Annotated in this window: 27 protein-coding genes, 1 tRNA gene and 1 pseudogene; 18 read left to right on the top strand and 11 right to left on the bottom strand. The window is 60.5% G+C overall.

All coding sequences use genetic code 11. From position 1 onward, the window contains the following. Positions 1-50 precede the first annotated feature (50 nt). The 7 genes from rpmI to LOY26_RS09505 all read left to right on the top strand — a co-directional run bounded on the left by rpmI (position 51) and on the right by LOY26_RS09505 (position 4,990). Positions 51-245, top strand: a complete 195-nt coding sequence (rpmI, locus tag LOY26_RS09475) for a 50S ribosomal protein L35 (RefSeq protein WP_028696462.1) — start codon at positions 51-53, stop codon at positions 243-245. 28 nt (positions 246-273) lie between these two features. Beyond that, positions 274-630 carry a 50S ribosomal protein L20 gene (gene rplT, locus LOY26_RS09480; protein WP_009394046.1) on the top strand — a complete coding sequence of 119 codons (357 nt, stop codon included), beginning with the start codon at positions 274-276 and terminating at the stop codon, positions 628-630. A 109-nt stretch (positions 631-739) separates the two neighbouring features. Beyond that, positions 740-1,756 (top strand): phenylalanine--tRNA ligase subunit alpha, encoded by a 1,017-nt coding sequence (gene pheS / locus LOY26_RS09485; protein WP_047581971.1) that lies wholly within the window; start codon positions 740-742, stop codon positions 1,754-1,756. 33 nt (positions 1,757-1,789) lie between these two features. After that, the gene (gene pheT / locus LOY26_RS09490; RefSeq protein ID WP_186663813.1) at positions 1,790-4,171 is read left to right on the top strand and encodes a phenylalanine--tRNA ligase subunit beta; all 2,382 of its coding nucleotides are present in this window, start codon (positions 1,790-1,792) and stop codon (positions 4,169-4,171) included. Positions 4,172-4,175: 4 nt separating this feature from the next. Then, a complete protein-coding gene (ihfA, locus tag LOY26_RS09495; RefSeq protein WP_003250679.1) occupies positions 4,176-4,478 on the top strand; it encodes an integration host factor subunit alpha in 303 nt (100 codons plus the stop codon). Continuing rightward, on the top strand, positions 4,459-4,815 hold the full coding sequence (locus LOY26_RS09500) for a MerR family transcriptional regulator (RefSeq protein WP_008100384.1): 357 nt from the start codon (positions 4,459-4,461) through the stop codon (positions 4,813-4,815). The genes ihfA and LOY26_RS09500 overlap by 20 nt, the downstream gene beginning before the upstream one ends. Before the next feature lie 98 nt (positions 4,816-4,913). Beyond that, positions 4,914-4,990: transfer RNA gene (locus LOY26_RS09505), tRNA-Pro, on the top strand. Positions 4,991-5,069: 79 nt separating this feature from the next. Here LOY26_RS09505 and LOY26_RS09510 read toward each other — a convergent pair. The 5 genes and pseudogenes from LOY26_RS09510 to LOY26_RS09530 all read right to left on the bottom strand — a co-directional run. Then, positions 5,070-5,259 (bottom strand): annotated as a pseudogene (locus LOY26_RS09510) (site-specific integrase); the annotation flags it as partial. Positions 5,260-5,300: 41 nt separating this feature from the next. Next, positions 5,301-5,738: a GNAT family N-acetyltransferase gene (locus LOY26_RS09515; protein ID WP_156310111.1), complete on the bottom strand. Its 438-nt coding sequence runs from the start codon at positions 5,736-5,738 to the stop codon at positions 5,301-5,303. Between the two features lie 230 nt (positions 5,739-5,968). Beyond that, positions 5,969-6,205: a hypothetical protein gene (locus LOY26_RS09520; protein ID WP_258714633.1), complete on the bottom strand. Its 237-nt coding sequence runs from the start codon at positions 6,203-6,205 to the stop codon at positions 5,969-5,971. A 138-nt stretch (positions 6,206-6,343) separates the two neighbouring features. Then, entirely contained in the window at positions 6,344-6,730 is a 387-nt protein-coding gene (locus LOY26_RS09525) for a cupin domain-containing protein (protein WP_047581975.1), read from the bottom strand. Positions 6,731-6,802: 72 nt separating this feature from the next. After that, complete coding sequence (locus tag LOY26_RS09530; protein ID WP_186665672.1) at positions 6,803-7,627, bottom strand: AraC family transcriptional regulator; 825 nt, start codon at positions 7,625-7,627, stop codon at positions 6,803-6,805. A 1,975-nt stretch (positions 7,628-9,602) separates the two neighbouring features. Between LOY26_RS09530 and LOY26_RS27025 the strand changes: the two genes are divergently transcribed. Continuing rightward, positions 9,603-10,253 carry a methyl-accepting chemotaxis protein gene (locus LOY26_RS27025; RefSeq protein WP_371925411.1) on the top strand — a complete coding sequence of 217 codons (651 nt, stop codon included), beginning with the start codon at positions 9,603-9,605 and terminating at the stop codon, positions 10,251-10,253. Positions 10,254-10,325: 72 nt separating this feature from the next. Here LOY26_RS27025 and LOY26_RS09540 read toward each other — a convergent pair whose 3' ends face one another. Together LOY26_RS09540 and LOY26_RS09550 are read right to left on the bottom strand one after the other, a co-directional pair. After that, a complete protein-coding gene (locus LOY26_RS09540; protein ID WP_186665668.1) occupies positions 10,326-12,371 on the bottom strand; it encodes a TonB-dependent receptor domain-containing protein in 2,046 nt (681 codons plus the stop codon). A gap of 410 nt (positions 12,372-12,781) precedes the next feature. Then, on the bottom strand, positions 12,782-13,024 hold the full coding sequence (locus LOY26_RS09550) for a hypothetical protein (protein ID WP_186665660.1): 243 nt from the start codon (positions 13,022-13,024) through the stop codon (positions 12,782-12,784). A 363-nt stretch (positions 13,025-13,387) separates the two neighbouring features. Between LOY26_RS09550 and LOY26_RS09555 the strand changes: the two genes are divergently transcribed. From LOY26_RS09555 to LOY26_RS09570, 4 genes are all read left to right on the top strand, one after another. Beyond that, positions 13,388-14,104 carry a hypothetical protein gene (locus LOY26_RS09555; RefSeq protein WP_258714635.1) on the top strand — a complete coding sequence of 239 codons (717 nt, stop codon included), beginning with the start codon at positions 13,388-13,390 and terminating at the stop codon, positions 14,102-14,104. Positions 14,105-14,470: 366 nt separating this feature from the next. Then, the gene (locus LOY26_RS09560; RefSeq protein ID WP_186659779.1) at positions 14,471-14,800 is read left to right on the top strand and encodes a hypothetical protein; all 330 of its coding nucleotides are present in this window, start codon (positions 14,471-14,473) and stop codon (positions 14,798-14,800) included. 41 nt (positions 14,801-14,841) lie between these two features. Next, on the top strand, positions 14,842-15,069 hold the full coding sequence (locus LOY26_RS09565; protein WP_186659777.1) for a hypothetical protein: 228 nt from the start codon (positions 14,842-14,844) through the stop codon (positions 15,067-15,069). 60 nt (positions 15,070-15,129) lie between these two features. Then, positions 15,130-16,203, top strand: coding sequence for an aldo/keto reductase (locus LOY26_RS09570; RefSeq protein ID WP_186659775.1), 1,074 nt, complete (start codon positions 15,130-15,132; stop codon positions 16,201-16,203). Between the two features lie 79 nt (positions 16,204-16,282). Here LOY26_RS09570 and LOY26_RS09575 read toward each other — a convergent pair whose 3' ends face one another. Then, on the bottom strand, positions 16,283-16,846 hold the full coding sequence (locus LOY26_RS09575) for a DUF1003 domain-containing protein (RefSeq protein ID WP_186665656.1): 564 nt from the start codon (positions 16,844-16,846) through the stop codon (positions 16,283-16,285). A 109-nt stretch (positions 16,847-16,955) separates the two neighbouring features. On the opposite strand from LOY26_RS09575, the gene LOY26_RS09580 reads away from it, so the two are divergent. Both LOY26_RS09580 and LOY26_RS09585 read left to right on the top strand, forming a co-directional pair. After that, positions 16,956-17,429, top strand: coding sequence for an RcnB family protein (locus LOY26_RS09580; protein ID WP_258714636.1), 474 nt, complete (start codon positions 16,956-16,958; stop codon positions 17,427-17,429). A 115-nt stretch (positions 17,430-17,544) separates the two neighbouring features. Beyond that, positions 17,545-17,856 (top strand): hypothetical protein, encoded by a 312-nt coding sequence (locus tag LOY26_RS09585; protein ID WP_186665644.1) that lies wholly within the window; start codon positions 17,545-17,547, stop codon positions 17,854-17,856. Between the two features lie 114 nt (positions 17,857-17,970). Here LOY26_RS09585 and LOY26_RS09590 read toward each other — a convergent pair whose 3' ends face one another. Next, the gene (locus LOY26_RS09590; protein ID WP_258714637.1) at positions 17,971-18,429 is read right to left on the bottom strand and encodes a GNAT family N-acetyltransferase; all 459 of its coding nucleotides are present in this window, start codon (positions 18,427-18,429) and stop codon (positions 17,971-17,973) included. 241 nt (positions 18,430-18,670) lie between these two features. Between LOY26_RS09590 and LOY26_RS09595 the strand changes: the two genes are divergently transcribed. Genes LOY26_RS09595 through LOY26_RS09605 form a run of 3 tightly spaced genes read left to right on the top strand, consistent with a single transcriptional unit; the run spans position 18,671 to position 24,434 of the window. Then, entirely contained in the window at positions 18,671-22,186 is a 3,516-nt protein-coding gene (locus LOY26_RS09595) for a hypothetical protein (RefSeq protein ID WP_258714638.1), read from the top strand. Between the two features lie 18 nt (positions 22,187-22,204). After that, on the top strand, positions 22,205-23,368 hold the full coding sequence (locus LOY26_RS09600; protein WP_186659758.1) for a hypothetical protein: 1,164 nt from the start codon (positions 22,205-22,207) through the stop codon (positions 23,366-23,368). 22 nt (positions 23,369-23,390) lie between these two features. Next, the gene (locus LOY26_RS09605; protein ID WP_258714639.1) at positions 23,391-24,434 is read left to right on the top strand and encodes a hypothetical protein; all 1,044 of its coding nucleotides are present in this window, start codon (positions 23,391-23,393) and stop codon (positions 24,432-24,434) included. Here the strand turns inward: LOY26_RS09605 and LOY26_RS09610 are convergent. After that, positions 24,421-25,428 carry a 5'-nucleotidase gene (locus tag LOY26_RS09610; protein ID WP_186665634.1) on the bottom strand — a complete coding sequence of 336 codons (1,008 nt, stop codon included), beginning with the start codon at positions 25,426-25,428 and terminating at the stop codon, positions 24,421-24,423. The genes LOY26_RS09605 and LOY26_RS09610 overlap by 14 nt on opposite strands. A 59-nt stretch (positions 25,429-25,487) precedes the next feature. Beyond that, positions 25,488-25,733 (bottom strand): hypothetical protein, encoded by a 246-nt coding sequence (locus LOY26_RS09615; protein WP_033697075.1) that lies wholly within the window; start codon positions 25,731-25,733, stop codon positions 25,488-25,490. A gap of 359 nt (positions 25,734-26,092) precedes the next feature. Between LOY26_RS09615 and LOY26_RS09620 the strand changes: the two genes are divergently transcribed. Further along, on the top strand, positions 26,093-26,971 hold the full coding sequence (locus LOY26_RS09620) for a YafY family protein (protein ID WP_033697079.1): 879 nt from the start codon (positions 26,093-26,095) through the stop codon (positions 26,969-26,971). Positions 26,972-27,000 lie beyond the last annotated feature (29 nt).

Genomic DNA, 27,000 nt, shown 5'->3' on the forward strand with positions numbered 1-27,000 from the left:
ACGGCAGGCCTGATGATTATGTGTAATTTTATCGAATGCGGAGTTCCAACATGCCAAAAATGAAAACCAAAAGCGGTGCTGCGAAGCGTTTCCTGAAAACGGCTACCGGCTTCAAGCACAAGCACGCTTTCAAGAGCCACATCCTGACCAAAATGTCGACCAAGCGTAAGCGTCAACTGCGTGGTAGCAGCATGCTGCACCCGTCTGACGTCGCGAAAGTCGCGCGCATGCTGCGCGTTCGTTAATTCTGGTCAAAGATAGAGGAAGTTACTCATGGCTCGTGTAAAGCGCGGCGTTATCGCTCGTAAGCGTCACAAAAAAATTCTGAAACTGGCTAAAGGTTACTACGGTGCACGTTCGCGCGTATTCCGTGTTGCCAAGCAGGCTGTCATCAAGGCCGGTCAATACGCCTACCGTGACCGTCGCCAGAAGAAGCGTCAGTTCCGCGCACTGTGGATCGCTCGTATCAACGCTGGTGCACGCAACAACGGTCTGTCTTACAGCCGTCTGATTGCTGGCCTGAAAAAAGCGTCGATCGAAATCGACCGTAAGGTTCTGGCCGATCTGGCAGTGAACGAAAAAGCGGCGTTTGCTGCGATTGTCGAGAAAGCTAAAGCCGTTCTGGCTTAAGTACCCGCGACAATCACCCGGCGGCGCTTGCGCCGTCGGGCATTGAACGTCATCGATAGGGGAAGAGCCTTCAAAGCTCTTCCCCTATTTTCGTATCTGGAGTCTGTACATGGAAAACCTGGATGCGCTGGTCTCCCAAGCCCTTGAGGCCGTAGAGCGCGCTGAAGACATCAATGCCCTGGAACAGATCCGGGTTCAATATCTCGGCAAGAAAGGCGAGCTGACCCAGGTGATGAAGACCCTGGGCAACCTGCCAGCCGAAGAGCGGCCGAAAGTCGGCGCGCTGATCAACGACGCCAAGGAACGCGTCACGGTGGTGCTCAACGCACGCAAGGCCGCCTTTGAAGAAGCCGAGCTCAGCGCTCGCCTGGCTGCCGAATGCATTGACGTCACCCTGCCAGGCCGTGGCCAGACCACCGGTGGCTTGCACCCGATTACTCGTACACTCGAGCGCATCGAGCAGTTCTTCACCCACATCGGCTACGGCATCGCCGAAGGCCCAGAGGTCGAAGACGACTACCACAACTTCGAAGCGCTCAATATCCCCGGCCACCACCCGGCCCGGGCGATGCACGACACCTTCTATTTCAATGCCAACATGCTGCTGCGCACCCACACCTCGCCGGTGCAAGTGCGGACCATGGAGTCCACCCAGCCGCCCATCCGTATTGTCTGCCCGGGCCGCGTCTACCGCTGCGACTCGGATATCACCCACTCGCCGATGTTCCACCAGGTCGAAGGCCTGCTGATCGATCGCGATATCAACTTTGCCGACCTCAAGGGCACCATCGAAGAATTCCTGCGCGTGTTCTTCGAAAAAGAACTGGCCGTGCGCTTCCGCCCGTCGTTCTTCCCCTTCACCGAGCCGTCCGCCGAAGTCGATATCCAGTGCGTGATGTGTTCCGGCAACGGCTGCCGCGTGTGTAAGCAGACCGGCTGGCTCGAAGTCATGGGCTGCGGCATGGTCCACCCGAACGTGCTGCGCATGTCCGGCATCGACCCTGAAGAGTTCCAGGGCTTCGCCTTCGGCATGGGCGCCGAGCGCCTGGCCATGCTGCGCTATGGCGTCAACGATTTGCGTCTGTTCTTCGACAACGACCTGCGCTTCCTCGCGCAATTCCGCTAGGTCAATGCCCGACGCAACTTTCAGGAGAACAGCATGAAATTCAGTGAACAGTGGCTGCGCGGTTGGGTAAACCCGCAAGTCTCCCGTGACGAACTGGTCGCCCGCCTGTCCATGGCCGGCCTTGAAGTCGACAGCGTGACCCCCGCTGCCGGCCAGTTCAGCGGCATCGTCGTGGGCGAAATCCTCGCCACCGAACAACACCCGGACGCCGACAAACTGCGCGTCTGCCAGGTCAGCAACGGCCAGGAAACCTTCCAGGTGGTGTGCGGCGCCCCCAATGCGCGCCCGGGCATCAAGATCCCGTTCGCCATGATCGGCGCCGAACTGCCAGGTGACTTCAAGATCAAGAAGGCCAAGCTGCGCGGCGTCGAGTCGTTCGGCATGCTGTGCTCGGCGGCTGAGCTGCAGATCAGCGAAGAAAACGACGGCCTGCTCGAACTGGCTGCCGATGCCCCGGTTGGCCAGGACATACGCCAGTACCTGAGCCTGGACGATGCCAGCATCGAAATCGGCCTGACCCCGAACCGCGGTGATTGCCTGTCCCTGGCCGGCCTGGCCCGCGACGTCAGCGCGCTGTACAACGTCCCGGTCACCCGCCCGGTAGTGCCAGCCGTGCCGGCTGCCCACGATGAAGTGCGCCCGGTCGAAGTGTCCGCCCCGGCTGCCTGCCCACGCTACCTGGGCCGCGTCATCCGCAACGTCGACCTGTCCAGGCCGACCCCACTGTGGATGGTCGAACGCCTGCGCCGCAGTGACGTGCGCAGCATCGATGCCGCCGTCGACATCACCAACTACGTGATGCTCGAGCTCGGCCAGCCGATGCACGCCTTCGACCTTGCCGAAATCAACGGCGGCATCCGCGTGCGCATGGCCGAAGAGGGCGAGAAGCTCGTCCTGCTCGACGGCCAGGAAGTTGCCCTGCGCGCCGACACCCTGGTTATCGCCGACCACACTCGCGCCCTGGCCATTGCCGGCGTCATGGGTGGCGAGCACAGCGGCGTCAATACCGAGAAAACCCGCGACCTGTTCCTCGAAAGCGCCTTCTTCGAGCCGATCTCCGTTGCCGGCAAGGCCCGTTCCTACGGCCTGCACACCGACGCCTCGCACCGCTACGAGCGCGGCGTCGACTCGCAGCTGGCCCGCGAAGCCATGGAACGCGCCACCGCGCTGATCCTGGAAACCGTCGGCGGCGAAGCCGGCCCGATCGTCGAGGCCGTCAGCGAACAGCACCTGCCGCAGGTCGCCCCGGTGACCCTGCGCGCCGAACGCATCACCCAGATGCTCGGCATGCAGATGGACCCAGCCCAGGTCGAGCAACTGCTCAACGCCCTGGAGCTGACCACCACGGCCAATGGGGAAGGGCAGTGGACCGTCAACGTCCCAAGCCACCGCTTCGACATCAGCCTGGAAGTCGACCTGATCGAAGAGCTGGCCCGCCTGTACGGCTACAACAACCTCCCGGTCCGCTACCCACAAGCGCGCCTCGCGCCCCAGGGCAAGCCGGAAACCCGCGGTGACCTGCCGAACCTGCGCCGCCTGCTGGTTGCCCGTGGCTACCAGGAAGCCATCACCTACAGCTTCATCGACCCGAAACTGTTCGAGCTGTTCAGCCCTGGCGTCGAGCCACTGCTGCTGGCCAACCCGATCTCCAACGACATGGCCGCCATGCGCGCGTCCCTGTGGCCGGGCCTGGTCAAGGCGCTGCAGCACAACCTCAACCGCCAGCAAGACCGCGTCCGCCTGTTCGAAAGCGGCCTGCGCTTCGTCGGCCAGCTCGGTAACCTCGAGCAGCAGCCGATGATCGCCGGGGTCGTCACCGGCAGCCGCCTGCCAGAAGGCTGGGCGAACGGCCGCGACGGCATCGACTTCTTCGACGTCAAAGCCGACGTCGAAGCCCTGCTGGGCTATTCCGGCGCCCTGAGCGACTTCACCTTCAGCGCCGGCAAACACCCGGCCCTGCACCCAGGCCAGACCGCCCTCATCGAGCGCGACGGCAAGCCAGTCGGTTACCTCGGCGCCATCCACCCGGAGCTTGCCAAAGCCCTGGACCTGGACCGCCCAGTGTTCCTGTTCGAGCTGGTGTTGGGCGACGTGGTCGAAGGCCGCCTGCCAAAGTTCAGCGAACTGTCCAAGTTCCCAGAAACCCGTCGTGACCTGGCCTTGATCGCAGGACGTGATGTAGCTTCTAGCGCGGTGCTTGAATTAATTCGTGACAATGCAGGCGAATGGCTCACAGACCTCAGGCTGTTTGATGTCTACCAAGGTAAAGGCATTGATCCTGATAGAAAAAGCCTGGCCGTCGGCTTGACCTGGCAGCATCCATCGCGCACTCTTAACGACGATGAGGTGAACACTACCCTGCAAAACATCCTCACCTCGCTTGAACAAAGGTTGAACACCACGTTAAGGAAATAACGGCATGGGTGCTCTGACGAAAGCTGAGATGGCCGAAAGGCTGTACGAGGAGCTGGGGCTTAACAAGCGTGAGGCCAAGGAGTTGGTCGAGCTGTTTTTCGAAGAAATTCGGCACGCACTTGAAGAGAACGAGCAGGTCAAGCTGTCCGGTTTCGGCAACTTTGACCTTCGCGACAAACGCCAGCGGCCGGGCCGCAACCCCAAGACTGGGGAAGAGATCCCGATCACCGCTCGCCGCGTCGTCACCTTTCGTCCAGGGCAGAAGTTGAAGGCCCGGGTTGAGGCCTATGCTGGAACCAAGCCATAACGACGAACTGCCCCCCATACCGGGCAAGCGCTACTTCACCATTGGTGAAGTGAGCGAGCTTTGTGCGGTAAAACCGCACGTGCTGCGGTATTGGGAGCAGGAGTTCCCTCAGCTGAACCCTGTGAAGCGGCGGGGGAATCGGCGGTATTACCAGCGCCAGGATGTGCTGATGATCCGCCAGATTCGGGCGCTGCTTTATGATCAGGGGTTCACCATTGGCGGGGCGCGGTTAAGGCTCTCCAGTGATGAGGTGAAGGATGAGTCAAGCCAGTACAAGCAGCTGATTCGGCAGATGATTGTTGAGTTGGAGGATGTGTTGGTGGTGTTGAAGAAGTGATCTGCTCCGACGAATGGAAATTTTTTGAGAAAAAGCTTTCATTTATCAAAAGGTTAGGGTAGATTCTTCATCGTTCTCAGCAGTATCGAGAATAGAGTCGGGGCGTAGCGCAGCCCGGTAGCGCACTTGCATGGGGTGCAAGGGGTCGAGTGTTCGAATCACTCCGTCCCGACCAATAATCCCAATGACTTAGGCCATTTCCGCAAGGAGTGGCCTTTTTCATGCGCGTGACTTTTGCGTGACTTCTCAGGTTTTTACGCCTGCCTCCTCTTCTGATTTGTCAGCACCGGCCCACGCGAGTCCGTCGCTGAGGCTTTGTTTGCCGCTTCTATCAGTTGCCAGCTCTGCACCAAAGTAGGCGGTCTTGTGTCTCAGAAACGATTTCCGATCTTCCTCTGTCGCACCTGCCGCTTTCAGGCGCCTACCGAAGGTGTGCTTCAGGTCGTCTTTGACCAAACTCAAATCATCAGTACATTTGTTGATTACTATTTCTGGTGCTTTTCAAAGCGAATATCACCTTCTGGTAAGGTCTTCACGGGCTGCCAGCCGAGGTTTCGATAGAAGCCACTCGCACGGCTAGCCTCAGCTGTTTCTAACCAGATCGTCTGGTGGTGTTGAAATAGGAAAGTCTCTGCTTTATCCATCAGTCTGCGCCCTAATCCGTTTCCTTCGAATTCGGGTAGAACGAAAGCGGCAAACACACATCCGTCTTCGACATTGGCCATGGAAAAGCCTACAGGGGCACCATTGACCTCGGCGACCCAAGCGCATGGGGCCTCTATAATTGCCTGTCGTATCGTTCTAGGAGTAATCCCGATTTCCGCGAGCTGATCAAGGGATAAGTGATTTTCGTGAACGCTGGTTCGAATATCAAAAATGGCATCGATATCCGCGAGGTTGGCGAGTCTGATTGTTTTTTCCATAATGTCCTCCTTTATAGCCCCCCTCGAATGAAAGTATCCTTTCACAGCTGGCGCAATCAACGGTGGCCCCCTTTGTACGGCAGTAACTCCGTAATCTTACTCGCCCACTGCATCGGCGGCCGTGTCAGCAGGTCTGCTTTCCTGTGCGTCAGGGTCCCGCATTCTTCGCGCTGCGGCAGAGTGTGGTTACGAAGGCTGGATCAGTGGCCAGGCGGACAGATGCGCTGCCGTTAGCCTTCAGGCAGGGTGGTCCCGCATATGAATTCCTTCGAGCCAAGGCGGTGTGACCCGTACTCAACGACGTAGCCATCACCAAGGCGCTCCGCCTCCGCCTTGGCTGTCTTCTGGTCTGCATAGACGTCGACAAAATGCCATGGATGTCTATCCCGCAGGACCCCCCACCCAAGCACCCAGCCTTCTTTGGCGGGGTCTGGAGGCAGATTTTTCGCTAAGCTGCGGATGCCCATATAGCGGTCCTCTGAAGCGATAGCTATTAAAGCGCCGGATTCACGAAGTTCTACAGCATTGAGGATCTTAGTTCCATATATGCATAGTGTGCTCGCGGGTCTACGCGCATCCCGGTATCGTCTATTGAGACGATCAACTCAGATCCAGACGTCGTTCAAAGCCGTCCGCTCACCCCCTTCATGGCCGGTATTCACCACGCCGCGTGGCTCGATCATCATCAGTTTCGCTTCCCCCTGCGCCGCTGTCCTGTGCTCCACCCCACGTGGCACGACATACAATTCGCCGGGGTTCACATACACGCAGCCCTCTGGCAGATCGATGCGCAAGGTGCCTTCAAGCACAAGAAACGCTTCATCGGTCTCCGGGTGCGAATGCCAGATGAATTCACCTTCGATTCGCACAACCTTGAACTGGTAGTCGTTCATTTCCGCGACCACCCTGGGGCTCCACTGCTGTTCAATCAGTGAAGCCTTCTGGGTCAGGTTCACAGGGCATGATGCGCGTTGCGTGTTGGCGTCGGACATGACGGATCCTCTGTAGTTGAGGTGATCAGCCTACCCAACCCAACGCACGCCGCTCTTGTACGATCCTGCAAGTCAGCGGGAAGGCCGCAAGCGTTCCAGCCAGCGCAATGGCGACACGCCATAGCTGCGGGTGAAGTGCCGTGTCATGTGGCTCTGATCGTGAAAGCCCGCAGCCAGTGCTGCATCGACCAGCGTGAAGCCATCCAGCATCAGCCGCCGAGCAGTGTCCAGGCGCCGCAGCGTGACAAAGCGGTAGGGGCTGGTGCCGTAAAGGGCGCGGAAGTCGCGTGACAAGCTCCATTGCTCGCGGCCGCTGGCCTGTTCGAGCATCTCCAGGGTGATGCCCTGTTGAAGGTGTTCCATGATGAACGCCCGGGCGCGCTCGGCCGAGCGGTAGTCCAGGCGTTTGCGGCCGCGGGGCTTGCCGCCGACCGCACGCAGCGCCATGGCCAGGTCATAGACGGCGTCCTGCTCCTCCAGCGTTTCCAGTGGGTGATCCAGTGCCTGCACGAAGGCTTCACTGGCGCGGTACAGGCGCGGGTCGCGGGTCAGCCCGCCGGCAATGAAGGGCAGTGGCTCACCGCTGAGCACGTTTTGAATCAGCGCCGGGTCGATGTAGGCCATCCGGTAGCGAAAGCCCGCATCCGTACCGGCCATACCATCATGGACTTCGTCAGGGTGGAGGACGAGCGTATTACCCGGTACGCCGTGGCACAGCGCCCCCTTGTAGTGAAAGCTCTGCACGCCGGCGAGGGTGCGGCCGATCGAGTAGGTGTCGTGACGATGCGGGTCGTAGCCATGGCTGCCGAACCATGCTTCGATCCGCTCCACGCTGCCGGGTTGAGCGCTACGTATGACCCAGTCCGAGGTGGCAGCGGGGCTTGCTTTTCGTACCATGAAGGGGCTTTCCTGCGAGTTACCTCGCGTGATGGTCACATGAAAACGGTCGCTTTCTGTAAGGCCGCTCTCAGCCAGAGGCCCTGAACCTCTAAAGCAGATCGGCGGTCCCAGGCGCTGTCTGAAACAAGGTGTCGCAGACAGCGCATGGAACACGCCAACGAGACCATGGCGGTGTAGCTTTATGCAAGCTTGTCGAAGTGTGTGACATTTCGGAGGCTTTCTTTCAGCCAGCCGAACATCTGCTTGGGTCCACATCCCACCGGTCCAGCCTGGCCGCCCGCGTAAGATCGCTTCATTCTCTCCGCGCCCCTTCAGGGTGCGAAGTGGCCTGGAATAACAGCCTCCATGCACCAGCAGTGAGCGTCTAGTGGTAGCCACTACCCGGCATTCCGCTTGGATTACAGTTGGCGTGGAAGTTGCTGGCATTTTGATATCTGTGTCGCTTATGGTGAACTTAATGTCGCTTTCAAGTAGTTCCATGCAGTTGTCATCGAGCGAGCGGGGTTGGCTGCCCTGGTTCGGCAAAGCCGGAAAGTTCAGCATGAGGTGGGCGTGCCGCCTCAATCGTTCGAACTATGTAGAAATCGAGCAGACGTTCGAAGCCATTGCCCAGACGCGGGTGCAATTGCTGCACAACTGGGCGCGCGAACAATGGGATCACCTGGCAGAGTTGGCGGAATGCCTGGCAGCAGACTTCGCTCATATTCAGCCCTCGGCATTACTCGACAAGCTGGCACAGGCCGAAGATTTTTCGGAACTGAGTGTGATTGACTGCACGGGCAACGTCAGGGTATCCACCTGGCCAAAGCGTGGCAGTACGCAGTGCGAGCAGCTCGCGGCGTTGGCCCAAGGCCTGAAAGCGCCATTTCTTCACGGGCCCTACAGCGACCCGATGACCTTGCAGATCGGCCCATCTTCGTCGCGTTTTCACGATGAGGTGACGCTGATGTTCTACCAGCCGATCAGGCACGCGGGCAACGTCCTGGGCTGCCTGTGTGGCCGGGTCCCCAATGATGTGCTGGGCGACCTGATTCAGCGCGAGGCCGGGCATATTTATGCCGAGTCGGGCGACAACTATCTGTTTATGGTGCAATCGCGTTTCGACCCGACCGTGCAACCAGGCACCGCCTTGTCCCGTTCGCGCTTTGAGGACGGGACGTTTACCCATGGCGAAAACCTCAAGAGCGGCGTGCGTACGCCCTGGAGCACGGTGCAGGTGCAGCGCCATACCGAGCTGGAGCTGCGCTTCACCGACCCCGCGACGCGTGAACTGCACCCCGGCGTGCGGGAAACCATCCGGCGTGGTACCAACCTGTTCGTGACTTACCCGGGTTATTCGGACTACCGCCATGTGCCGGTGGTCGGCAAGGGCGTGACCTTCCAGTTACCAGGGTCGCCCGACCGTTGGGGCATGATGTGCGAGGCCGACTTGGAGGAGGTCTATCGCCGCCGTTCGCTGAGCTACCGGTTGATGAAACCCTACGTGGCGACCATGGTTGGGTTGTTCGGCTGTAATTACCTGGTGCAGCATTACGCCGGATTGCCACAGGGGGTGAACGACGCCATCCAGGCCCTCAGCATGGTCGGTGCTACGCTGCTGTTCGGCGTGCTCGGGCCCAGGCGCCTGGCGGCCAGGTTGAACGGCATGAGCGGTGTGCTGCGTACCATCGCCGAGGGTGAGGGCAACCTGCGCCAGCGCCTGGACACTGGCGCCCTGGCCAATGACGAGAGTGGCGACATGGCGCGCTGGATCAACAGTTTCATCGACCGCCTGGACGCCGTGGTGGGGCAGGTGGTCAAGGCCAGCCGCACGGTTGGCAGCACCAACCAGATGATGCTCGGGCGCAGCCAGGAAGCGAGCGTGAGCTCTGTCGAGGTGGCCGATGCGGTGCACCAGATGATGATCATCATGGAGGAACAGCTCGGTGAGCTGCAGCAGGCTTCGGTCAGCGCCGAACACATGAAGCAGGCCATGGACGAGGTGGTCAGCCGCGCCCGCGAGCAGTACCTGGCTGTGCAGGCGGGCACCCAATCGATTCGCGATGTGGTGGCCCGCTCGGCCTCTAGTGTGCAACTGCTCGACAGCCGCATGGCGCAGATTGGCAATATCACCGGGCTGATCAGCGACATTACCAACCAGACCAACCTACTGGCGTTAAATGCCGCCATTGAGGCGGCACGGGCGGGCGAGCATGGCCGTGGGTTCGCGGTGGTGGCCGATGAAGTGCGCAGTCTGGCGGCCCGCACCGCACGGGCGGCCGACGATATCCGGCACATGGTCGAAGGCCTGCAGAACGAAACGCAGCAAGCGGTGAGTTTTATGGAGGAGGGCGTGCAGAATGTCGATGATAGTTTGCGCCTGGCCGAGGATGCGTCGTCGGAGAACGTGCAACTTCACCAGGCGGTGGAGGGCATGTTCGCCATCATCCAGCAGCTCAACCGCCGCAGCATCGAGTACGGCAAGACCATCGAACAGGTTAACCACTCCTCCAGCGAGATGCGCCAGACCGCAGTGGTGCTGCAAAACAGCGCGCAGAAGGTAAAGGTGGATGCCGGCAAGCTGCAGAAGCTGGTGGGGCAATTCGAGGTCAGCGGTGATGGCGAACGGGTCGCTGCTGCTTGAGCGCCGACGGCGCCTCACACAAGTAACCCAGAATTCGCGTAAAAGCGCGAATTCCGGGTTGTGCGCTGCCAATTAGAAGTAAGTAGTTATCCCTGCAAAGTACGCCCGGCCAGGCACGTAATAGCTGGTCGAGTCATCACGCGGGTCTTCATCCAGCAGGTTCTGCACGCCGACATTCAGGGTGAGCCAGTGGGTGGCTGCCCAGTTGGCGGTCAGATCGTACGTGGTGTACGGCTTGACGAAGTCGGTACCCAGGCCGCGTTGCTTGCCCACGTGCTGAGCTGACAATTCGGTACCGAACCGTTCGGTGATCTGCCAGTCGATGGCGCTGTACAACGACAGCTTCGGCGAGCTGATCAGGTCTTCACCGGTCGACAGGTTGCGGCTTTCGAGCATGTAGGTGGCATTGGTGCGCCAGCTGGCGTTTTCCCACAACGGCACTTTGGTGCTGCCTTCCCAGCCGCGGGTGCGGGCTTTGTCAGCATTTTCCAGCATGGTCCACCAGCGGCCCTGGAAATACCCCAGCGGCGCATACTCGATTTTGTCTTTGAAGTCGGTGTGGAAGTAAGTGAGGCTGGCCTCCCAACCGTCGCGGTCGAAGGAGACGCCAATCTCTTTGTTGGTGCTGATTTCCGGACGCAGGTTCGGGTTGCCTGCCATCCAGCAACTGCCGGTCACATAACCCAGCGGGCGCAATGATGTACAACCGCGACCGCCAGAGTTGGTCGCCGCGCCAGCACTGCCTTCTTTCAGGCTGGGGGCACGGAAGCCGCGTGACACGCCACCACGTACGGTCCAGTCAGGGTGAGGGTGATACACCACGTAAGCACGTGGGCTGTTGTGGTTGCCGTACTCGTCGCTGTGGTCGAAGCGGTTGCCCAACGTCAGCGATAGGTTGTCGAGCAGAAACAGTTCGTCCTCGATAAACAGCGCGGAATAGTCGCCTTCAAGGTCCGCGCCGCCCACCGCTGCCCCTTGGTAATCAACCGGTACGGTGCCCAGCGTGTCGGTGTTGGTCAGTTGCTCGCGTTTCCATTGGCCGCCAACGGTGAGGCGCTGGTTTACCAGCAGTTCAAACGGGATGTTAAGGCTACCCTCGACGATTTTTTCTTCGGAGTTGGCCTTGCCCTCGCTGAGTTCGTTGTCGAACTTGTTCAGGTAAGCGTCGATACGCGAGGTACCAAAGCCCCAGTCGCCGTGGTGAGAGACCACGAAGCTATCACGGGTCAGGCGCCCGGCACCAAAGCCCTCACCGACCGTATCACCCCAGTCGCCGAAGGTTTTCTTCGACGACCACGAACGCTCCACGCCTTGGATAGCCTCGAAGGACAACTCATGGTTGTCGTTGATCTGCCAATTAAGCAAGGCGTTGACGCTGTGGTCTTTGGAACCGCCGGCGCCGTCGTTGTAAACGAAGTCACCTAGTGCGTCGAGGCGCGGCTCGGCTTCGTCGGCAGCGCGCCGAGTAAGGTTGGCGCCCAGGCGCAGCCCCAGGGAGTCGGTGACAGGGCCAGAGAGGTTAACGCTGGTCTGGTTGGTCTGACCGCGGTCGGAGTCTTCTGGGATCGTGGTATTGACGTTGAGCGAGCCGCTCCACTCACGGGATACCTTGCGGGTAATGATATTGATCACGCCGCCCATGGCGTCAGAGCCATACAACGACGACATCGGCCCGCGCACGATCTCGATCCGCTCAATCATGTTCGGCGAGATCCAGTTGATGTCCTGGCGACCCAGATCACGGCGGTAGTTAGTGTCGGCGGAGCTGCCGATGCGTTTACCGTCCACCAGGATCAAGGTGTATTTGTCGTCAAGGCCGCGCAGTTTGATCTTCGACTGCTCGCCCACGGGGCCGTAACCCCCTGTGACGCCGGGGATGCGGCGTAGCAGGGTGTTCAGGTCGTAGACCGGCTGGCGCTCGATCTCTTCCCGGGTGATAACGCTGACGCTAGCCGGTGCGTCTCGCACATCAGTGCCGCCGCCCGTGGCGGTGACGAACGAGGCTTGCAGTTCTGTGGCGGGGAGCGGTTCAAGCTCGTGAATTTCCTCGGCCTGCACCGCAGTCGCGGCGAGCAGTGCGACGGTGAGCAGGGCACGGGAAAAAGGTGGGTATGGCATCGTGTAACTGTCCTTGTCGAGCGGTTGGATTCCAGGGGCAGAATGCAATCGGGGCGGGACATTAACGCAAACGAGAATCATTTAAAAGAAAATGTGAATAATAATTTACCTAGAATTTACAAAAATTGACTGTGGGGAGGGGGCTTGCAGGCAGGGGATCGCCAGGCGGGTACCTGCATTCCTGGGCGCTGTATGAGTCCGTGGTGGTAATTGAGTTGCAGGGCCGCTTTTGCGGCCCTTCGCGGGGCAAGCCCGCTCCCACAAGTGGTTACTTTTGAGTTTTCAGCATGCCCAGCTCGGCATCGTCGAGCAGGGCCTTGGCCAGGGCGCAGAGGTAGTGCGAGGCCCAAAGCAACTGGGGGTTGTCTTCCATCAGGCCGTCGATGGACAGGTCGCGGGCGTAGATGCCCTTAGTGCCGCGTTCCCGGCTCAGTCGGCATTTGCACCTGCGCCAATGCCACCTCAAGCAGTCTGCGCAAGGTTTCAAGCTCGTGCATCGAGGTCATGATCAACAAGGAGGAGGGCGACTTGGGTTGCATCAACATCGCCTGCTGGTCAACGGCTTCGGCACAGAGTGCGTAGTCCGCGGCCATCATGAGGGTGTCTTCCAGGGAGTGAAAATTGTAGGGTGGATCGGGGACTATCTTCAGCATCATTTGGTCCTCAATGGAGCGACCAGCGCTTGCTGTCAAACAAGTGGAGGCAGCTGTGTATGGGTTGACAGACCGGTGAAGACCAAACCGGCGCACACGAGGTGCCCCACACACAGCCGCCATAGGCACAGCTGGGTGTTTGGTCGTCATCAGCCTGTCAAAGCTAGTCGTTGATGTGCAACGACCGGGCGAGACTAAAATGCTGATAAAACGACCGCAACGAAAAACAGGCGCAGCGAGTATCTTTGGGAAATGGACTACAAGATAGGGTTTAAATCTGATTCTTAGGCCGTTCGCCGCAACAACTCGCAACGCTCGGGCTTCGAAACTAACCCGTGACAGGCATTCAAACCAAGGAAGGTCATGACTAACTTAAAATCCGCAAGCTCGCTCTTGTTGTTGCTGGCCATGACCACCCTGGCCGCGTGCGTCCCCTGGAAGCGCGAACGCGCCGCCTACGCGGACCTCTGCCAATCCGAGTTCCAGTACAAATTACCTGGCCCGCAAGGCGAGACCACCCTCTACCTGGAAACGTACCTCTACGACCACGCCGCCCAGTGGAGCGACCGGCCATTTTCGCAAGGCCTGCACGTCAACTACCCCGGCGAGAAATACTCGCGGCCGGAGTTCTACGTACAGCTCATCGCCTACAACAAAAACCGCCAGCGCCCCTCATCCACCTCCAACCGTGGCGAGCCGCCGATCCCGATCCTGTACGACAGCCGCCAGGCCTATATCACGGTCGAAGACGGCTCGCGTCTGAATGCGCGGCCAGAGGTCTACCTGGGCATCGACAAGACCTACGACTTTCCGCTCGTGTACCCGTCCTCAGCACGCCCGTCGCCCTACGACATCAACAGCGACGAAGTGCACCGCAACATCCCTAAAATCACCAACAACAAACGCTACGGCTCCGCCTATGTGATTTTCCAGACGGACAAGTTCAACGCCGATGCCAAGTGGACCATTCACCTGGGCGCATTAGAGGCCCAAGGCCGCAAACTGCCGATCCCACCCATCGAGCTCTGCTACCACCCCGTGAAGAAGTGGATCGGTATCGAGCCTTTGATGCGGCCATGAAGTAATGCATTGACCGACAATGCAAAGCCTGTGTACGGCGAGCCGGTCTTCACCGCGCAGGCGTGAGCGGCCAGCGTCGTACATTCGCTTGAACTGTCCAACTGCAGGGGTGCCTAACGTTCATCAACCTGAGGGCAGCACGATGACTGAGCGCAAAGACGATACGCAACAAAGCCAGGTACCGGCGCATTCCACGGAAGAGGAAAAGGCCAAGCTCAAGGACAAGAACAAGGACGGTATCCCCCCGGGCGCTGAATGAGGCCGGGGCGTTCGGTGTAGTCGTGCACCCCGGTTTGAAGCGCCAATAGGCGCTGCGGGGGCACGCTCTCTCTATTGAGGCGTTGGCACGCAAACTGGAGAACTATCATGGCAATTGATCACAACGGCCCCGATGCGCCCTATGCAGGCCCAGAAGAAAAAGCACCTGACGTCGGCGCGGCCCATGGGTCAGGGTTGGAGCAGACTGAGTCTGAACCCAAACAGGGCGCGGGCGAAAAATGGTCCGAGAAACGACCGGAAGACTGGAACCCTCCACCCGGCGACCCAGGCTCGGGTCAGGACGCCCAGGATGACGCGGCGCAAAAGGCTGGCCCTGATGAAGGCGAAGTACCATTGCCGGCGGACGATGAGTCGCCGATTGAGGAAGAGATGAGGGATGTCGACGCCAACAATTCAGTGTCCAGCGAGCATCCGTAAGCTCGCTGGGTGACCCAGCGTTTCTTCCGAGGCGTACAGCGATGAACAGTGATCACACCGCGCAAGGCGGCAGCAACCGTGACCTGCCCACTTCGCCCGACCCTGCCGTGAACCCGGACAGCCCTACAGTCCCGAACCCTGATGACGACCCGCTGATGAATGAGCAAGAGGGCGCAGATTGGCCAGCGCGTGATGACGCCACGGACGAGGAACGGCAGAGCGTTGAACAGCCCTATGAGTATCAAGCCCCTCGTAAACGATCGGATTGAACGTTTCAGCACGCTGTACCGTCGGTACTTCCAAGTCGTTTGCATTTGGAGGTACTCACCATGAAATACCGCGCACTTGGCAATACCGGCCTGCTGGTTTCGGAACTGGTCATCGGCACAGTCCCGTTCGGCGGCCGGGGCGCATTCGAAAAAACCGGCAGCGTGGATGTAACGCTGGCGAGGCGTATGCTCGACATGGCCTTCGACGTTGGGGTCAACCTGGTAGACACAGCGGACCTTTACTCCCACGGCCTGGCCGAAGAAATCGTCGGCCAGGCGCTGGGGCAGCGGCGCCAGTCGATCATACTGGCCACCAAAGCGCGCAGCCCGATGGGCGACAACCCCAACGACAGCGGGGCTTCGCGCTATCACCTGATCCGCGCCTGCGAGGCGAGCCTCAAGCGCCTGGGCACTGACCATATCGACCTCTACCAGATTCACAATTGGGATGGCATCACGCCAGTTGAAGAGACGCTGTCGGCGCTGGAGCAATTGGTGCAAAGCGGCAAGGTGCGATATTTCGGCACCTCCAACTACACCGCGTGGCAGATGATGAAAACCCTCGGCACCGCCCAGCTCAAGGGCTGGCAGCAGCCGGTTACCCAGCAGATCTACTACACCCCCGAGGCGCGCGAGGCCGAGTATGAGCTGCTGCCGATGGCGCTCGACCAGGGCATCGCCACACTGGTGTGGGGGCCGCTGGGGGAGGGGTTGTTGACCGGCAAGGTACGGCGCGGGCACAAGACCCCGAGCGGCACGCGCCAGGGCAATGACTGGCCAGAGCCCTACGTGCACGACCAAGAGCGCGCGTACGACATCATCGAGGCACTCATCGAGGTGGGGCAGCGCCATGGCTGCTCGCCGGCGCGGGTGTGCCTGGCCTGGCTCAAGGACCGGCCCGGTATCACCAGCGTGATCACGGCGGCGCGCACGGCCGAGCAGTTGCACGATAACTTGCAGGCGGTGGAGCTGCTGCTGACCGCCGAAGACCAGCAATTGCTCGAGCGGGTGACGCGGATTGCGCCGCAGTATCCGTACTGGCACCGGATTGCGGCGGGCATGGACCGAATCGACCCGGCCGAGGCGCCGTTCATTGAGTTGCATCGGCAGACCATGAAGCAGCAGAAACAGTAATTGCTTGCGCCATGAGGCCGTGCCTGGCGTAGAGGTGCCACCTCTTTCAGGTCACGACGCCCGTGGGGCTCCCTGACGGTTAGTCGTTGTGCTCGGCTACTCGCCCCCCTGCGCTCAATAAGTGCGCGTGCAATTGCGAGGTCAGCATTTCAATCCTCTCGCTCATCTGCTTGGTGGCTTCGGTCAAATGGGTATTCACCTCCAATAGCTGCTGCAATTGTTTACTGTGCGTCTCAGCATCGCGCTGGCGGCGTTGGTTGGCCATGGCAATGGCCTCGCGGTGGCGGGCATCTGCCTCGGAAGAGGCCTTGTCACGATCGGCCTGGCGGGTTTGAGCGAGCAGAATCAGGGGCGCCGCATAGGCTGCCTGTAAGCTGAACGCCAGGTTGAGCAGAATGAAGGGGTAGGGGTCGAAATCGGACAGCCCTGACAGGCTGATGCCCACCCAGATCAGTACCACGAGTGACTGTGACCCTAGAAACAAGGGCGTGCCAAAGAAGCGGGCGAAGGCTTCTGCCTTGCGGGCGAACGCGTCGTTGCCAAACACCGGTTGCATGTGCGCATGGGCGCGGTGAAACCTGAGATGGTCGACGTGTTCGGAAGGCTCGCAGACAGAGGGCTGTGCAGGTTTGGAAGGGTCCATCGGCGGGCTCCGGATGGCTGGGGCATGTCCAAACTAGCTTAGCCCGCAGCTACGCAATGGCCGCATGGCCTAAAGTTCAGTAAACCGCTTCACTGAAAAGGGTGTCGTAATGGCCAAATTGCACGTGTTGATTGCCGCAGTAACCTCAGTGGCGCTGTTAGTGGCCCCTGGCGCTTCGTATGCCGACCCGGGAAACGGTAACGGCAATAACAAAGGGCACGGGCAAGGTAAGGGGCAGGGCCAGCATTCCCAAGGGCAGGGCAATGCTGGCGGTAAAAAGTCGAGCTCGGGTGGCGGTGACTGGCACGGCGGGCCATCAATCGACCGAGGCGATGTGCTGGGCATCTTGAGTGGCCATCGCAGCTATTGGAGCCCAGGCCTTGCATTGCCGCCTGGCATTCAAAAGAACCTGGCGCGCGGCAAGCCGCTGCCGCCTGGTATCGCCAAGAAGCTGGATGGCCGGTTGCTTGGGCAACTGCCTCATTATGAGGGCTACGAGTGGGTGCAGGCGGGGGTGGACTTGCTGCTCGTGGCGGTCGCGACCGGGATCATTTATGAGGTTGTGAACGGGGCGTTTGATTGAGTTGCCGCAGTTAAAGCGGCCAGCGACGCATCTGGCTTGATTGGCGCCCCCATAGCGTTGCTGAATTTAAATGAGAAGGGAGAATTATTGCACATGGATTTGAAGGTTCAATTAGATGGAGTTCAAGCAAGGATACAGGGCCGCGTTCTCCAGACGGTGGCGTAAATTTTGGGAGTGCCTGAAGTATGCTGTGCTCGCCGCGATTGCGCTTGCTCCGTTCCTTGTGGTTGGCGTTTTTCGCTATGATCTTGAATATCTGATGCTTTTGACAGTGATCGTGCCCATTTTTGGTACCTTGGCAGTCAATTCATTGGTTAATTATGTAAGGGTTGGCTGTGCGGAAGAACGTATGAAAGAGCAACGCATGCATACACCGCTTATTAATCTCGAGCATTTGGGCAAGGCCGTAGCTCGGCATCGAGCTTAGGATGCAAAGTAATAGGACTTGGCTCAAGTGGCTAAGTGCTCTGGCGTGGCTCGGAAGAGCCACGACTACTTATGTTAATATCGTGATTTTTCAGATTGAGAACATGCATTTAAATCACTGCCCTATCACCCGCTTCTGCATCACAATCGTACGTTCCTCGCCATAAAACGCATCCCGCACCTTGCAGAACCCCAACCCTGCATAGAACCCTTCAGCAGTAACGGAAGAGGGCACTCGCAACCTTTCCAGCCCTTGGGCAATCGCTTCATTTTCGATCACCTCCATCATCTGCTTGCCGACCCCACTCCCCTGATATTCAGGGTCAACGAACACACTCCTGACCACATCTGCGTCAAGGCTGGCGGTGGCAATCACTTGGCCCTCATTCAATGCCACGAATACCAGGCGTCGCGTGAGCAGTTCAAGAATGGCACTTGCGCTGAAGGACCCTTCCACGCGCAATATCGTGCCGTCATCGTAGTCAGCTGCGTTCGACCGGCGTAATGCAGCTATCACGACGCGGCTTATGTCCTCGGCATCTTCTGGTTTCGCCAAGCGGATATGGCAGTTCATCACTCGGTTCCTTGTGTAGTGCCTGCTGTGCAGATCAGAACATATTTTTTGCACTGGCGGGGTATGGCACCGGCGTTGCCGGTGTTCGCGGGGTGAACCCGCTCCTACAGGCAGTGTGGAAGCGTCATAGAGGAAGCTGATAGCAAATCGCTACCCTCTGTATTCCAAAATAAACGAAGCCCCCTGTCAAAACGCTCCTACTCTCTCCGTCGATGGACCAACCTGCCCCCCGGAGCAAATCATGGAAAGATTAGCGTCGTCGCCCCCGCACGCCCGTACCCCCGTCACCGTCGTCCCTGAATCGCGTTTCATGCAGAACTACCGCGTGGCCAGTGCGGTGCACGGTGGCAGCTCGGCATCGGCCATCGTCAATGGCCGTGGCGATGTGGAGCTGTTCACCAGCGGCAGCAATACCGAGGTCTGGAACATCTACCCCGACCCGCAAAGCACCACGGCCAACAGCGCGACAGCCACCGGGCTGACCGGTGAGGTGATCGCCACCGGCCTGACCCCGAGCGGCGACATCGTGCTGTTCGCCGCCCAAGGCACCAACCTGCTGTACTGCGTCGAGCAGCCCACATCGGCTTCGCGCTGGTCGGCGGTGAAAATGATCGACGTGCCATTGCCTTCCAATGCCATCCGCATTGCGCGTATCACCACCACGCGCATCAACAACAAGCTGTACATCGGGGTGCTGATCGAAGCCAAGGGCCTGGTCGGCACGCTGTACAACTTCAGCTGGGGCGTGTGGGCTGGGCGTGCACCGGCCTCGCTCAATGGCACCACCTTGCAGTTGCAGACCCTCAACGCGGTGTGGACGGGCAACAGCGACGCCAATGTGGCGTTCTCGGTGTTCGACACGGTCATCCTCGAATACACCCTCAGCACCGGGCAACTCGACCGGCCGGCGATTGCCGCCAACTTCCGCAGCCTGGATGTGGCGGCGGCGACCGATGAGGTGGGCAATACCCAGGTGCTGGCCGTTCTTTCCGATGGCAATGCCTATTGCCTGGTCGGGGGTGGCAAGCAGCCGTACAGCTGGGCGCAGTTGACGGTGGCGTCGTCGTTCAAGCAGGTGGCCGTACTGCCTTCGCGCCCGGCGCTGAATGCGCTTTTGCTGGGCGTGGACAATACGCTGTACCACGCCAGCCAAAGCGCCCCTTCAGCCACCGGCTGGTCGCAGCCGACGCCGATATACAACGGCGTGCAGTCGTTTCAGGCGACGGTGGAAGACGGCGGGCTGGCGGTGTTCGCGATTCAGGCGCAGCAAAACACCGTCACTCAACTCACCCGCGAAACCCTCAGCGGTAACTGGAATATTGCGGCGCTGCAGGTGCAGGCGGGCGGCAAGATCGAGGACTTCGCTTCGTACAGCACAGATGTCACGTTGTTCAGTGAAGTGGGCACGCCACTGGCCGATACGCCGGTCGAAGTATGGACCGAGGAGCCGTCGCGGCTGGCCATCAATGGTGGGGTCTACTACGCCACGCCGCGCCGGCCGGTGCGGTTGCTGACCAACAGCGCCGGGGTGCTGTCGATTGCGCAGCAGGTCAGTGCGTTGGCGGCTCCGGCGATTTTGGTGGCGGTGCCGTCGTTGATGTCGCCCGGCGAGCGCATCGAGATCCGTCAGGATGCCGAGGTGCAGGACAGGCTCAGCGTCACCACGGGCGAGGAGTTGATGAACGCCAAGCTGGCCGGTGGTGCGCCGTTGCTGCGCGATCAGTACCACAAGCAGGAAACCGCCAACGCGGTGGCCGAGGCGGTCAGCCGCAGCATGCAGTTGGCAAGCCCGCTGTACCGCAAGGCTTCAGCGGCAACGCCGTATGTAGACCCGCGCCGGCCTCGCCCTGGGGTTTCGTTGCGTAGCGATGCGCTTGCAGGCGCGCGCTTGCTAGACCTGGCGCTGGTGCCGGAGCAGCACTGGCATTTGAGTGTGCAGGATGGCGAGGTGCGCTTTACCGATTTGTCCGCCGATGCGGCGTCGGGGCTGCTGATGGCCTTGCGCAGCAGTTCGCTGTCGGGTGGGTGGTTCAGTTGGTTGACCGACATCGGTGATTTTATTGCCGGGGTCGCCCAGGGCATCATCAAGGTGGTCGATTTTGTGGTGACCACGGTCAGTGCCGGGATACAGGCGGCGTTTCACTTTGTGGTCGACGGCGTCACCTACCTGTTCGAAACCCTGGTGGACACGGTCGAGAAAGCGTTCGACCTGGCCGAGGCGGTGTTCTCGGCGGTGAAGGTGTTCTTCCAGCAGCTCTACGAATGGCTGGCATTTCTGTTCAACTGGGGCGACATTCTGCGCACCCATGACGCCATTGCTCACATCGTCAACACCGGCTTCGACTTCCTGGTCGGCGCCACCGGGGGTATGCAGCGCATCGTCGATGGCAGCATCAACACCTTGCAAAGCCAGTTGCAGCAGTGGTTCGCCGAGGCCCGCAACACCTTGGCCGGCAGCTACAGCCTGGGTGGGTACGAGCAGGCCAATACGCCGGATGACCCGGCCACGTCCAAGGCGGTGGCCAACAACATCGTCTACAACGGCCTGATCAACAACGCGCCGGCCGCGCAGTCGAGCATGGCTGCCGCGGCGCTGATCCAGGAGACCGACGGCCCGTTCACCCAGTTCATGGAGGCGCTGGCGAACTTGGTCGACTTTACCGAGTCGTCCCAGGCGTTCGCCCAGGCGCTGGTGTACCTGCAAGACCTGGGCACGGCGCCGGACGAGATCTTCCGCAAGCTGCTGGCAGCGCTGATGAGCGTGGTCGAAGGGGTGCTGCAGGCGGTGCTGTCGGGCGTGCAGGCGGTGATCGATGCGATGCTGAAAACGGTCGCGACGCTGATCGCGGGCCTCAAAACGCTGATGAACGCCAAGTGGAACATTCCGTTTGTCAGTGACCTGTACCGGCTGATCACCAACGGCTCGGACCTCACCACCCTGGACTTGATGTCGCTGGTGCTGGCGGTGCCGGGCACGGTGCTGTTCAAGATCCTGCAAAACAAGGCGCCGTTCCCGGACCAGGCGAGCGTGCTGCGCTTCAAGGCCGCGTTCAATGCCGACAAGCTGCTCACCGCCACCGGGTTCAAGCCGGCTGGCCGACAGGTGCTGGCGCAGGCCGAGGATGGCTGGAGCGGTTGCCTGCCGCGCGACCTCGCGCTGCTGACCGGGGTATTGGGCTCGGTGGCCTACTTCTTCTACGGCAGCCTCACTGCCCTGGGCGACATCATGCCACCGGAGGCAGGGCCGCCAGCGATCGTCGCCTACGTCGCGCTCACCCTGGAGACTGCTGCGCAATTGTGCAGTTGCCCGTGGATCTTCTCCAGCGGCGTGCCTGGCTGCGCCACCGCCGACGGTGCCAGCCGCACGCTGTGGATTTACACCTGCGTAGGCGTGCTGCTGGACGGGATATTTGTGCTGGGCGCCAACAAGATGCCCGAAAACCGCGACGACATGGGTGTGGTCGCGACCTTCCTGTATGGCCTGGGCCACCTCGGTGCGGCCATCCCCGCATCGCTTGGGCAAAGTGCCTCGGTCGTGGCGCTGAACATCGTCCCTTGCCTGCCGGAAGTGTGCAAACCCTTGCGTCTGAAACGGGTGGTACTGGCCACCGAAGGCCTTTCGCTGGCGGGCCAGGCGGCCCTCGATGTGATCTGTTACACCTCGACCACGGTGCTCAATGTGGTGTCGGTGTCTGCTGCAACCCAACCCACCCTCGTCGATGCCAGTGCGCTGCGCACCGGTACTCGTTCGATGTAGTCAAAAAGGAGTTTGGCAATGTTGATCGTAACCAAGAACCCACCCGTGGTCGGCCATGGCCAGGTGCTGCGCGGGCCGTCCGTGCAGGCACCCAGCCGGATAGCCGCCTTGCAAGGTGCCTACGACAAAGGCATCTACCTGCGCCCCAACCTGAACAGCGAGGGCACGGTGCCGGCCAGTTCGCCCTTGTCGGCATCGCCCGATATCTGGATCGCGGGCACCCAGCCAGTGGCCAACTTCCAGACCGCGTTGGCCACGCCGAACAGCTATGCGCAACAGTCGCCTGGCACCATTACCCAAGGCACACCCAATTACATCTATGTACGCGGGCGCAATGGCGCTGCCGTCAGCAGCTCGACCAAGGTGCTGCTGTACGGCGTACCCTGCGCCTCCATTCAGTGGCCCAGCGAGTGGGCCAAATACGGTATCCCCACGGACCGCGACCACCCGGACGGCACGAACCCGCATTACGACTCATCGATCGTCAACCTGGCATCGTCGAGTATCGGGGTGACGGCCGACACCTTTGTCTGGAGCAACCCGCAACCGCCAACCGGGGGCAGTGACCACTATTGCTTCATCACCTGGATGAACAACGCCGGTAACCCGTTCCCGGATGTGTTTTCGCAACTGGACATGGCTGCGCTGATCACCAACAACCTGCAGTTCGGCTGGCGCAACGTGTCGATGCAGTCCGGGCGTTCGCCCACCCGGCAAATGGCCTCGCAGCTGATCATCCCCAGCGACGTGACCGCAGGCAGTCGCGAGTACTCGTTGCAGGTCACCAACATGGGCTTCCCGACCACGGGCTGGACCCTGTCGATGAGTTGCAGCCAGCTGGACTCGAAGGGCAACAAGATCGCCATCGACAATGTCGCCATGCCTGCCCTGGGGCAGTTCGTTGGCGTGCGCTGCACACTGTCGCCGGGCTTCAGCGCGCTGCTCACCCTCAACCTGTACAAGAACAACGGGCCCGACTCGCAGCCGGGCGCCTCGATCGACATCACCCCGACGTACTTCTCCGACGGCTCGCCGCAGGAGCTGCAAGAGGCATTGGACCGGGGCCTGGTGGACTTCGCCATGTCGCATGCCCTGCACCGGGCCTATGCCGGCACCGAGGCCGCCGATATTCGTCCACGCCCGGTGGTGCCGCTGGGTGCTGACGGCTTGCACGTCCTTTGATGATTACAGGGAGTTAAACGTCATGAGCGAAACAGTCGTCAATTTGTTCAGCAGCAGCCAGCCCGCCAGCCAGACGCTCTACCTGCGCAACAACCTGGCTTCCACCGGCAGTGTGCCGTTCAAGGGGCCGCTGGGCCTGTGCCCGGACATCATCCAGAGCGACCAGCCGGTGGACAACGCGCAAAGCGTGTTCAGCACGGTCAGCAGTTGGGAGCAGGCCTACAACGTGCAGCCGGTCGCCGCCGCGCGCAACTACTACTACCTGCGTGGCATGAACGGCGGCAGCGAGACCGAGAGCAATGCGCTTTCCCTGTACTTCGCGCCGGCCCAGGTGTTGTTGCTGCCGGCAACGTTCAGGGGCAACGCGCTGACCACGGTCGATGGCCTGGACTGCACGCAGGCCAGTGCACCACCAGGGCATATCGGTGTAGGTGAGCAGGCCTTCCTCTGGAAGCCGCCGGCCTTGCCGGCTGACAGCTACTTCAACCTGATTGCCCAGGTGAGCGCGGGTGCCCATCCTGACCCGCTCCCGCAGGTGCGGGACTGGCTCGACCTGGCCAAGTTCATTGGCCAGACCCCGACCTTCGGCATTCGCTCCCAGGCGCTGGTCAGTGACGACCCGTGGGTACGCCGTCAGCAACTGAGCGTGCCGGCGAACTTCACCACCGCGCCAATCACCATCACCCTGTCCGCAAGGGGGCTGGCCGGTACCCGGGTGAGCGTATTGTGTGACACCGTGACCCCGCTACAGACCCCAGTGCTGCTGGGGCCACTGACGCTTGGCAGCGATGGCACGCAAACCGGTGCGGTGTTCATTCTGCCAGCCGGCTATTCGGCCAACCTGGCCGTGCAGTTCTGGAACCCGGACAAGCAGAAGGTCGAGCCGGGCGCGAGCTTGTCGGTGACCTTTGGCTACCCGATCAACCCAGGTGCGGAACTGGAGCGGGCGATAGCCGACAACCTGGTCAACCTTCACCTTCACGGTGCGCTGGATGACAAGGTCAGTGCGTCGATCCAGCCCAAGGCCATGGCGATTGTGAGCCAACTGACGTTCACCTTTGTCTAGGTGTCGTTAAGCGTTCAGCCAGTGGTGCCCGTGTTTCCACCAAGCGGACACCACTGGTCTTGCCAGGCGCCCTGTTCGCCACCCCAAACGGCACGTGCACCATCGGCAAATCCCCCGCCGGCGATTGCAGGTGGCTGCGCTGGTCATCAAAAAACACATGGGGTTTGAGAATCGACAGCACCCGGGGTTTTTCCATCCCGCCAAGGAAGAAGCATTCGTCCGGCGACACCCCCCAATCCTTCAGCGTGGTTACCACCCGCTCGTGCGACGGTGCGTTGCGCGCGGTGACGATGGCAATGCGCAGGATGCGTGTGTAGTCAGGGTCTTGTGCCAGCTTCTGGTCTTCGAGCGTGCGAATGTGTGAAAGCTTGCGGTAAAGGTCGGCCAACGGCCCGGGCTGGTGGGGGATGGCTTTGCGTGCTCGCTCATGGGCCTGGAAGTCGTCCAGGTTGTCATTCTGCTTGTACACGCTCTCTGCCTCGTCATCGGCAATTACCCCGTCAAAGTCGAACGCCACGCGCAGTTCGGTATCGATCTCGTCGTCATAGATGCGCGTCGGCAGCACCAGGCCGGCCGGGTAGCTGGCGTCGATGGCGCGCTGCACATCGTCCTCGTTGGCGCTGAGAAACAATGAGGCGTTGAACGCCGGGATGTACTCGTGGGGCGAGCGGCCGGACATGAACGCGGCGCGGGTGATGTCCAGTGCGTAGTGGCTGATGGAGCGAAACACCCGCAAGCCGGTCTCTGGCGAATTGCGCGAGAGCAGCACCACTTCCACCGGCAGTTGATCGGGGAATGCCTGGTTGATGCTGAGGAAGCGGCGGATGAAAGGGAAGGCGACCCCTTTCGGGAACGGTTCATCCAGGTTCTGCTCCTGGTGCTGGCGGTAAGCCTCGACGCCTTCGGTCTTGTAGATGTCGTCAGACACGGTGAGGTCGAAGAGTGCGCTGGAGGCCACGCCGATGACCAGTTTGTGTTCGATGGGGTAGGGCATGAACGTGCTCCGTGAAGGGTGCTGGTAACGAGTATACGGGCATGCAGGCGGGGCAGGCCTCAACCTTCCGGCACCAGCCCCAGCAGCAGTTGCACCTGGCGGCGCAACTGGCTCACATGCTCGCGCTCGGCGCGCAGGGCAGACCGCAACTCGTTGTTCTCCTGCTTGTGAATGCGCGCGGTTCGCTCCAGTTCGCGATCGCCCTGCAGCAGGTTCCACATTTCACCCTGGCGGGCATGTGTCAGGCAGGCAATCAGCAGGGTGATGCCGGTTGTGCCAAGCAGGGTGATTTCGAGGGCGTCCATGGTTGCTTCCTTGAGTAGTGGCGGTTTGCCTGTAGCGGGAAGATATGTCTAGTTTGGCTACATGTCTATATTGGAGACTTGTACAGGTAAAGGAATGGTGCAGGTTTCACTGGTTTATTCAGGGCAGTTGAAGGGGGGATGACAGGCGAGATGGCAGTGTGTTTTGCCCGCATGGGCGCAGCTTGCGGGGCGTGGGCGCAGTACCAGGGGGGTGCGCGTCGCCAAGGTGGCCTGGGCTGCATATGCCTGGTTAGTTTACATATCAAGCCAGCCTTGAATTAAAACTGGGTGGACACGTAGTATTAAGCGACACGTCAATTGGCTGAGCATGCACTACTGCTCCTCACGCAGGAAACCGTATGAAACGCACGCAACGCATGGAGCAAACCCGTTGGGACCTGGCCCTGCGCTACCGCCTGATTGAAACGGTGGTCTGGTGGGAAGGCCGCCTGACCACCAATCATCTGATGCAGAGCTTCGGCATCAGTCGTCAGCAGGCCTCGAAGGACATCAACACCTACATCAACGACTACGCGTCGAAGAACCTGGTGTACGACAAGCAGATCAAAGGCTACGTGCCGACGCGGCAGTTCAAACCTTTGTTCATCGACGACAGTGCCAGCGCCTACCTCGACCTGCTCAACCAGAACAACGAGCGCGCACCACACATCGAAGGCCTGGCGTTGGCCTACGCCCACACCGAGGTGCTCAAGGTTCCGGACCGCTCGGTCAAGCCCGAGGTGCTGCGGCCGCTGCTCAAGGCCTGCCGCGAGAAGCGGCGCCTGGATATCGAGTACGTGTCGTTCAAAAGCCCGGAGCCCGAAGGCCGTACCATCGCGCCGCATACCCTGGTGTACACCGGGATGCGCTGGCATGTGCGGGCCTATTGCGAAAAAAACCGCATGTACCGCGACTTCGTCCTCAGCCGTTTGCGCGGTGTACCAGAGCTGCACGACGCTGAAACTGAAAACGGCATCGAGCATGACCTTGAGTGGAACACCCCGGTCGATGTGATCTTCAAGCCGGACGAGCGCCTGACACAGGCGCAGCGGGCCATCATCGAGGTGGACTTTGGCATGGCCGACGGCCAGTTGCTGGTGCGCAGCTCGCAGGCCCTGGTGAAGTATGTGGTCAAGCGCTTCCAGGTGAACCCCAACGTGCATGATGCAAGGCCCGAGGCGCAGCAGTTGGTGCTGGCGAACAGGGCGGAGCTCAAGCCGTGGTTGAACCTGGACTGAATGCACAGTGCCGCAGACAGCAGAAAATC

It is taken from the genome of Pseudomonas sp. B21-047 (assembly GCF_024748775.1).
Classification (GTDB): Bacteria; Pseudomonadota; Gammaproteobacteria; order Pseudomonadales; family Pseudomonadaceae; genus Aquipseudomonas; species Aquipseudomonas capeferrum.

Coding starts and splice junctions, on each gene's coding strand:
- rpmI (WP_028696462.1), top strand. CDS start 51: ATGCCAAAAATGAAAACCAAAAGCGGTGCTGCGAAGCGTTTCCTGAAA.
- rplT (WP_009394046.1), top strand. CDS start 274: ATGGCTCGTGTAAAGCGCGGCGTTATCGCTCGTAAGCGTCACAAAAAA.
- pheS (WP_047581971.1), top strand. CDS start 740: ATGGAAAACCTGGATGCGCTGGTCTCCCAAGCCCTTGAGGCCGTAGAG.
- pheT (WP_186663813.1), top strand. CDS start 1,790: ATGAAATTCAGTGAACAGTGGCTGCGCGGTTGGGTAAACCCGCAAGTC.
- ihfA (WP_003250679.1), top strand. CDS start 4,176: ATGGGTGCTCTGACGAAAGCTGAGATGGCCGAAAGGCTGTACGAGGAG.
- LOY26_RS09500 (WP_008100384.1), top strand. CDS start 4,459: ATGCTGGAACCAAGCCATAACGACGAACTGCCCCCCATACCGGGCAAG.
- LOY26_RS09515 (WP_156310111.1), bottom strand. CDS start 5,738: ATGGAAAAAACAATCAGACTCGCCAACCTCGCGGATATCGATGCCATT.
- LOY26_RS09520 (WP_258714633.1), bottom strand. CDS start 6,205: ATGGGCATCCGCAGCTTAGCGAAAAATCTGCCTCCAGACCCCGCCAAA.
- LOY26_RS09525 (WP_047581975.1), bottom strand. CDS start 6,730: ATGTCCGACGCCAACACGCAACGCGCATCATGCCCTGTGAACCTGACC.
- LOY26_RS09530 (WP_186665672.1), bottom strand. CDS start 7,627: ATGGTACGAAAAGCAAGCCCCGCTGCCACCTCGGACTGGGTCATACGT.
- LOY26_RS27025 (WP_371925411.1), top strand. CDS start 9,603: ATGGACGAGGTGGTCAGCCGCGCCCGCGAGCAGTACCTGGCTGTGCAG.
- LOY26_RS09540 (WP_186665668.1), bottom strand. CDS start 12,371: ATGCCATACCCACCTTTTTCCCGTGCCCTGCTCACCGTCGCACTGCTC.
- LOY26_RS09550 (WP_186665660.1), bottom strand. CDS start 13,024: ATGCTGAAGATAGTCCCCGATCCACCCTACAATTTTCACTCCCTGGAA.
- LOY26_RS09555 (WP_258714635.1), top strand. CDS start 13,388: ATGACTAACTTAAAATCCGCAAGCTCGCTCTTGTTGTTGCTGGCCATG.
- LOY26_RS09560 (WP_186659779.1), top strand. CDS start 14,471: ATGGCAATTGATCACAACGGCCCCGATGCGCCCTATGCAGGCCCAGAA.
- LOY26_RS09565 (WP_186659777.1), top strand. CDS start 14,842: ATGAACAGTGATCACACCGCGCAAGGCGGCAGCAACCGTGACCTGCCC.
- LOY26_RS09570 (WP_186659775.1), top strand. CDS start 15,130: ATGAAATACCGCGCACTTGGCAATACCGGCCTGCTGGTTTCGGAACTG.
- LOY26_RS09575 (WP_186665656.1), bottom strand. CDS start 16,846: ATGGACCCTTCCAAACCTGCACAGCCCTCTGTCTGCGAGCCTTCCGAA.
- LOY26_RS09580 (WP_258714636.1), top strand. CDS start 16,956: ATGGCCAAATTGCACGTGTTGATTGCCGCAGTAACCTCAGTGGCGCTG.
- LOY26_RS09585 (WP_186665644.1), top strand. CDS start 17,545: ATGGAGTTCAAGCAAGGATACAGGGCCGCGTTCTCCAGACGGTGGCGT.
- LOY26_RS09590 (WP_258714637.1), bottom strand. CDS start 18,429: ATGAACTGCCATATCCGCTTGGCGAAACCAGAAGATGCCGAGGACATA.
- LOY26_RS09595 (WP_258714638.1), top strand. CDS start 18,671: ATGGAAAGATTAGCGTCGTCGCCCCCGCACGCCCGTACCCCCGTCACC.
- LOY26_RS09600 (WP_186659758.1), top strand. CDS start 22,205: ATGTTGATCGTAACCAAGAACCCACCCGTGGTCGGCCATGGCCAGGTG.
- LOY26_RS09605 (WP_258714639.1), top strand. CDS start 23,391: ATGAGCGAAACAGTCGTCAATTTGTTCAGCAGCAGCCAGCCCGCCAGC.
- LOY26_RS09610 (WP_186665634.1), bottom strand. CDS start 25,428: ATGCCCTACCCCATCGAACACAAACTGGTCATCGGCGTGGCCTCCAGC.
- LOY26_RS09615 (WP_033697075.1), bottom strand. CDS start 25,733: ATGGACGCCCTCGAAATCACCCTGCTTGGCACAACCGGCATCACCCTG.
- LOY26_RS09620 (WP_033697079.1), top strand. CDS start 26,093: ATGAAACGCACGCAACGCATGGAGCAAACCCGTTGGGACCTGGCCCTG.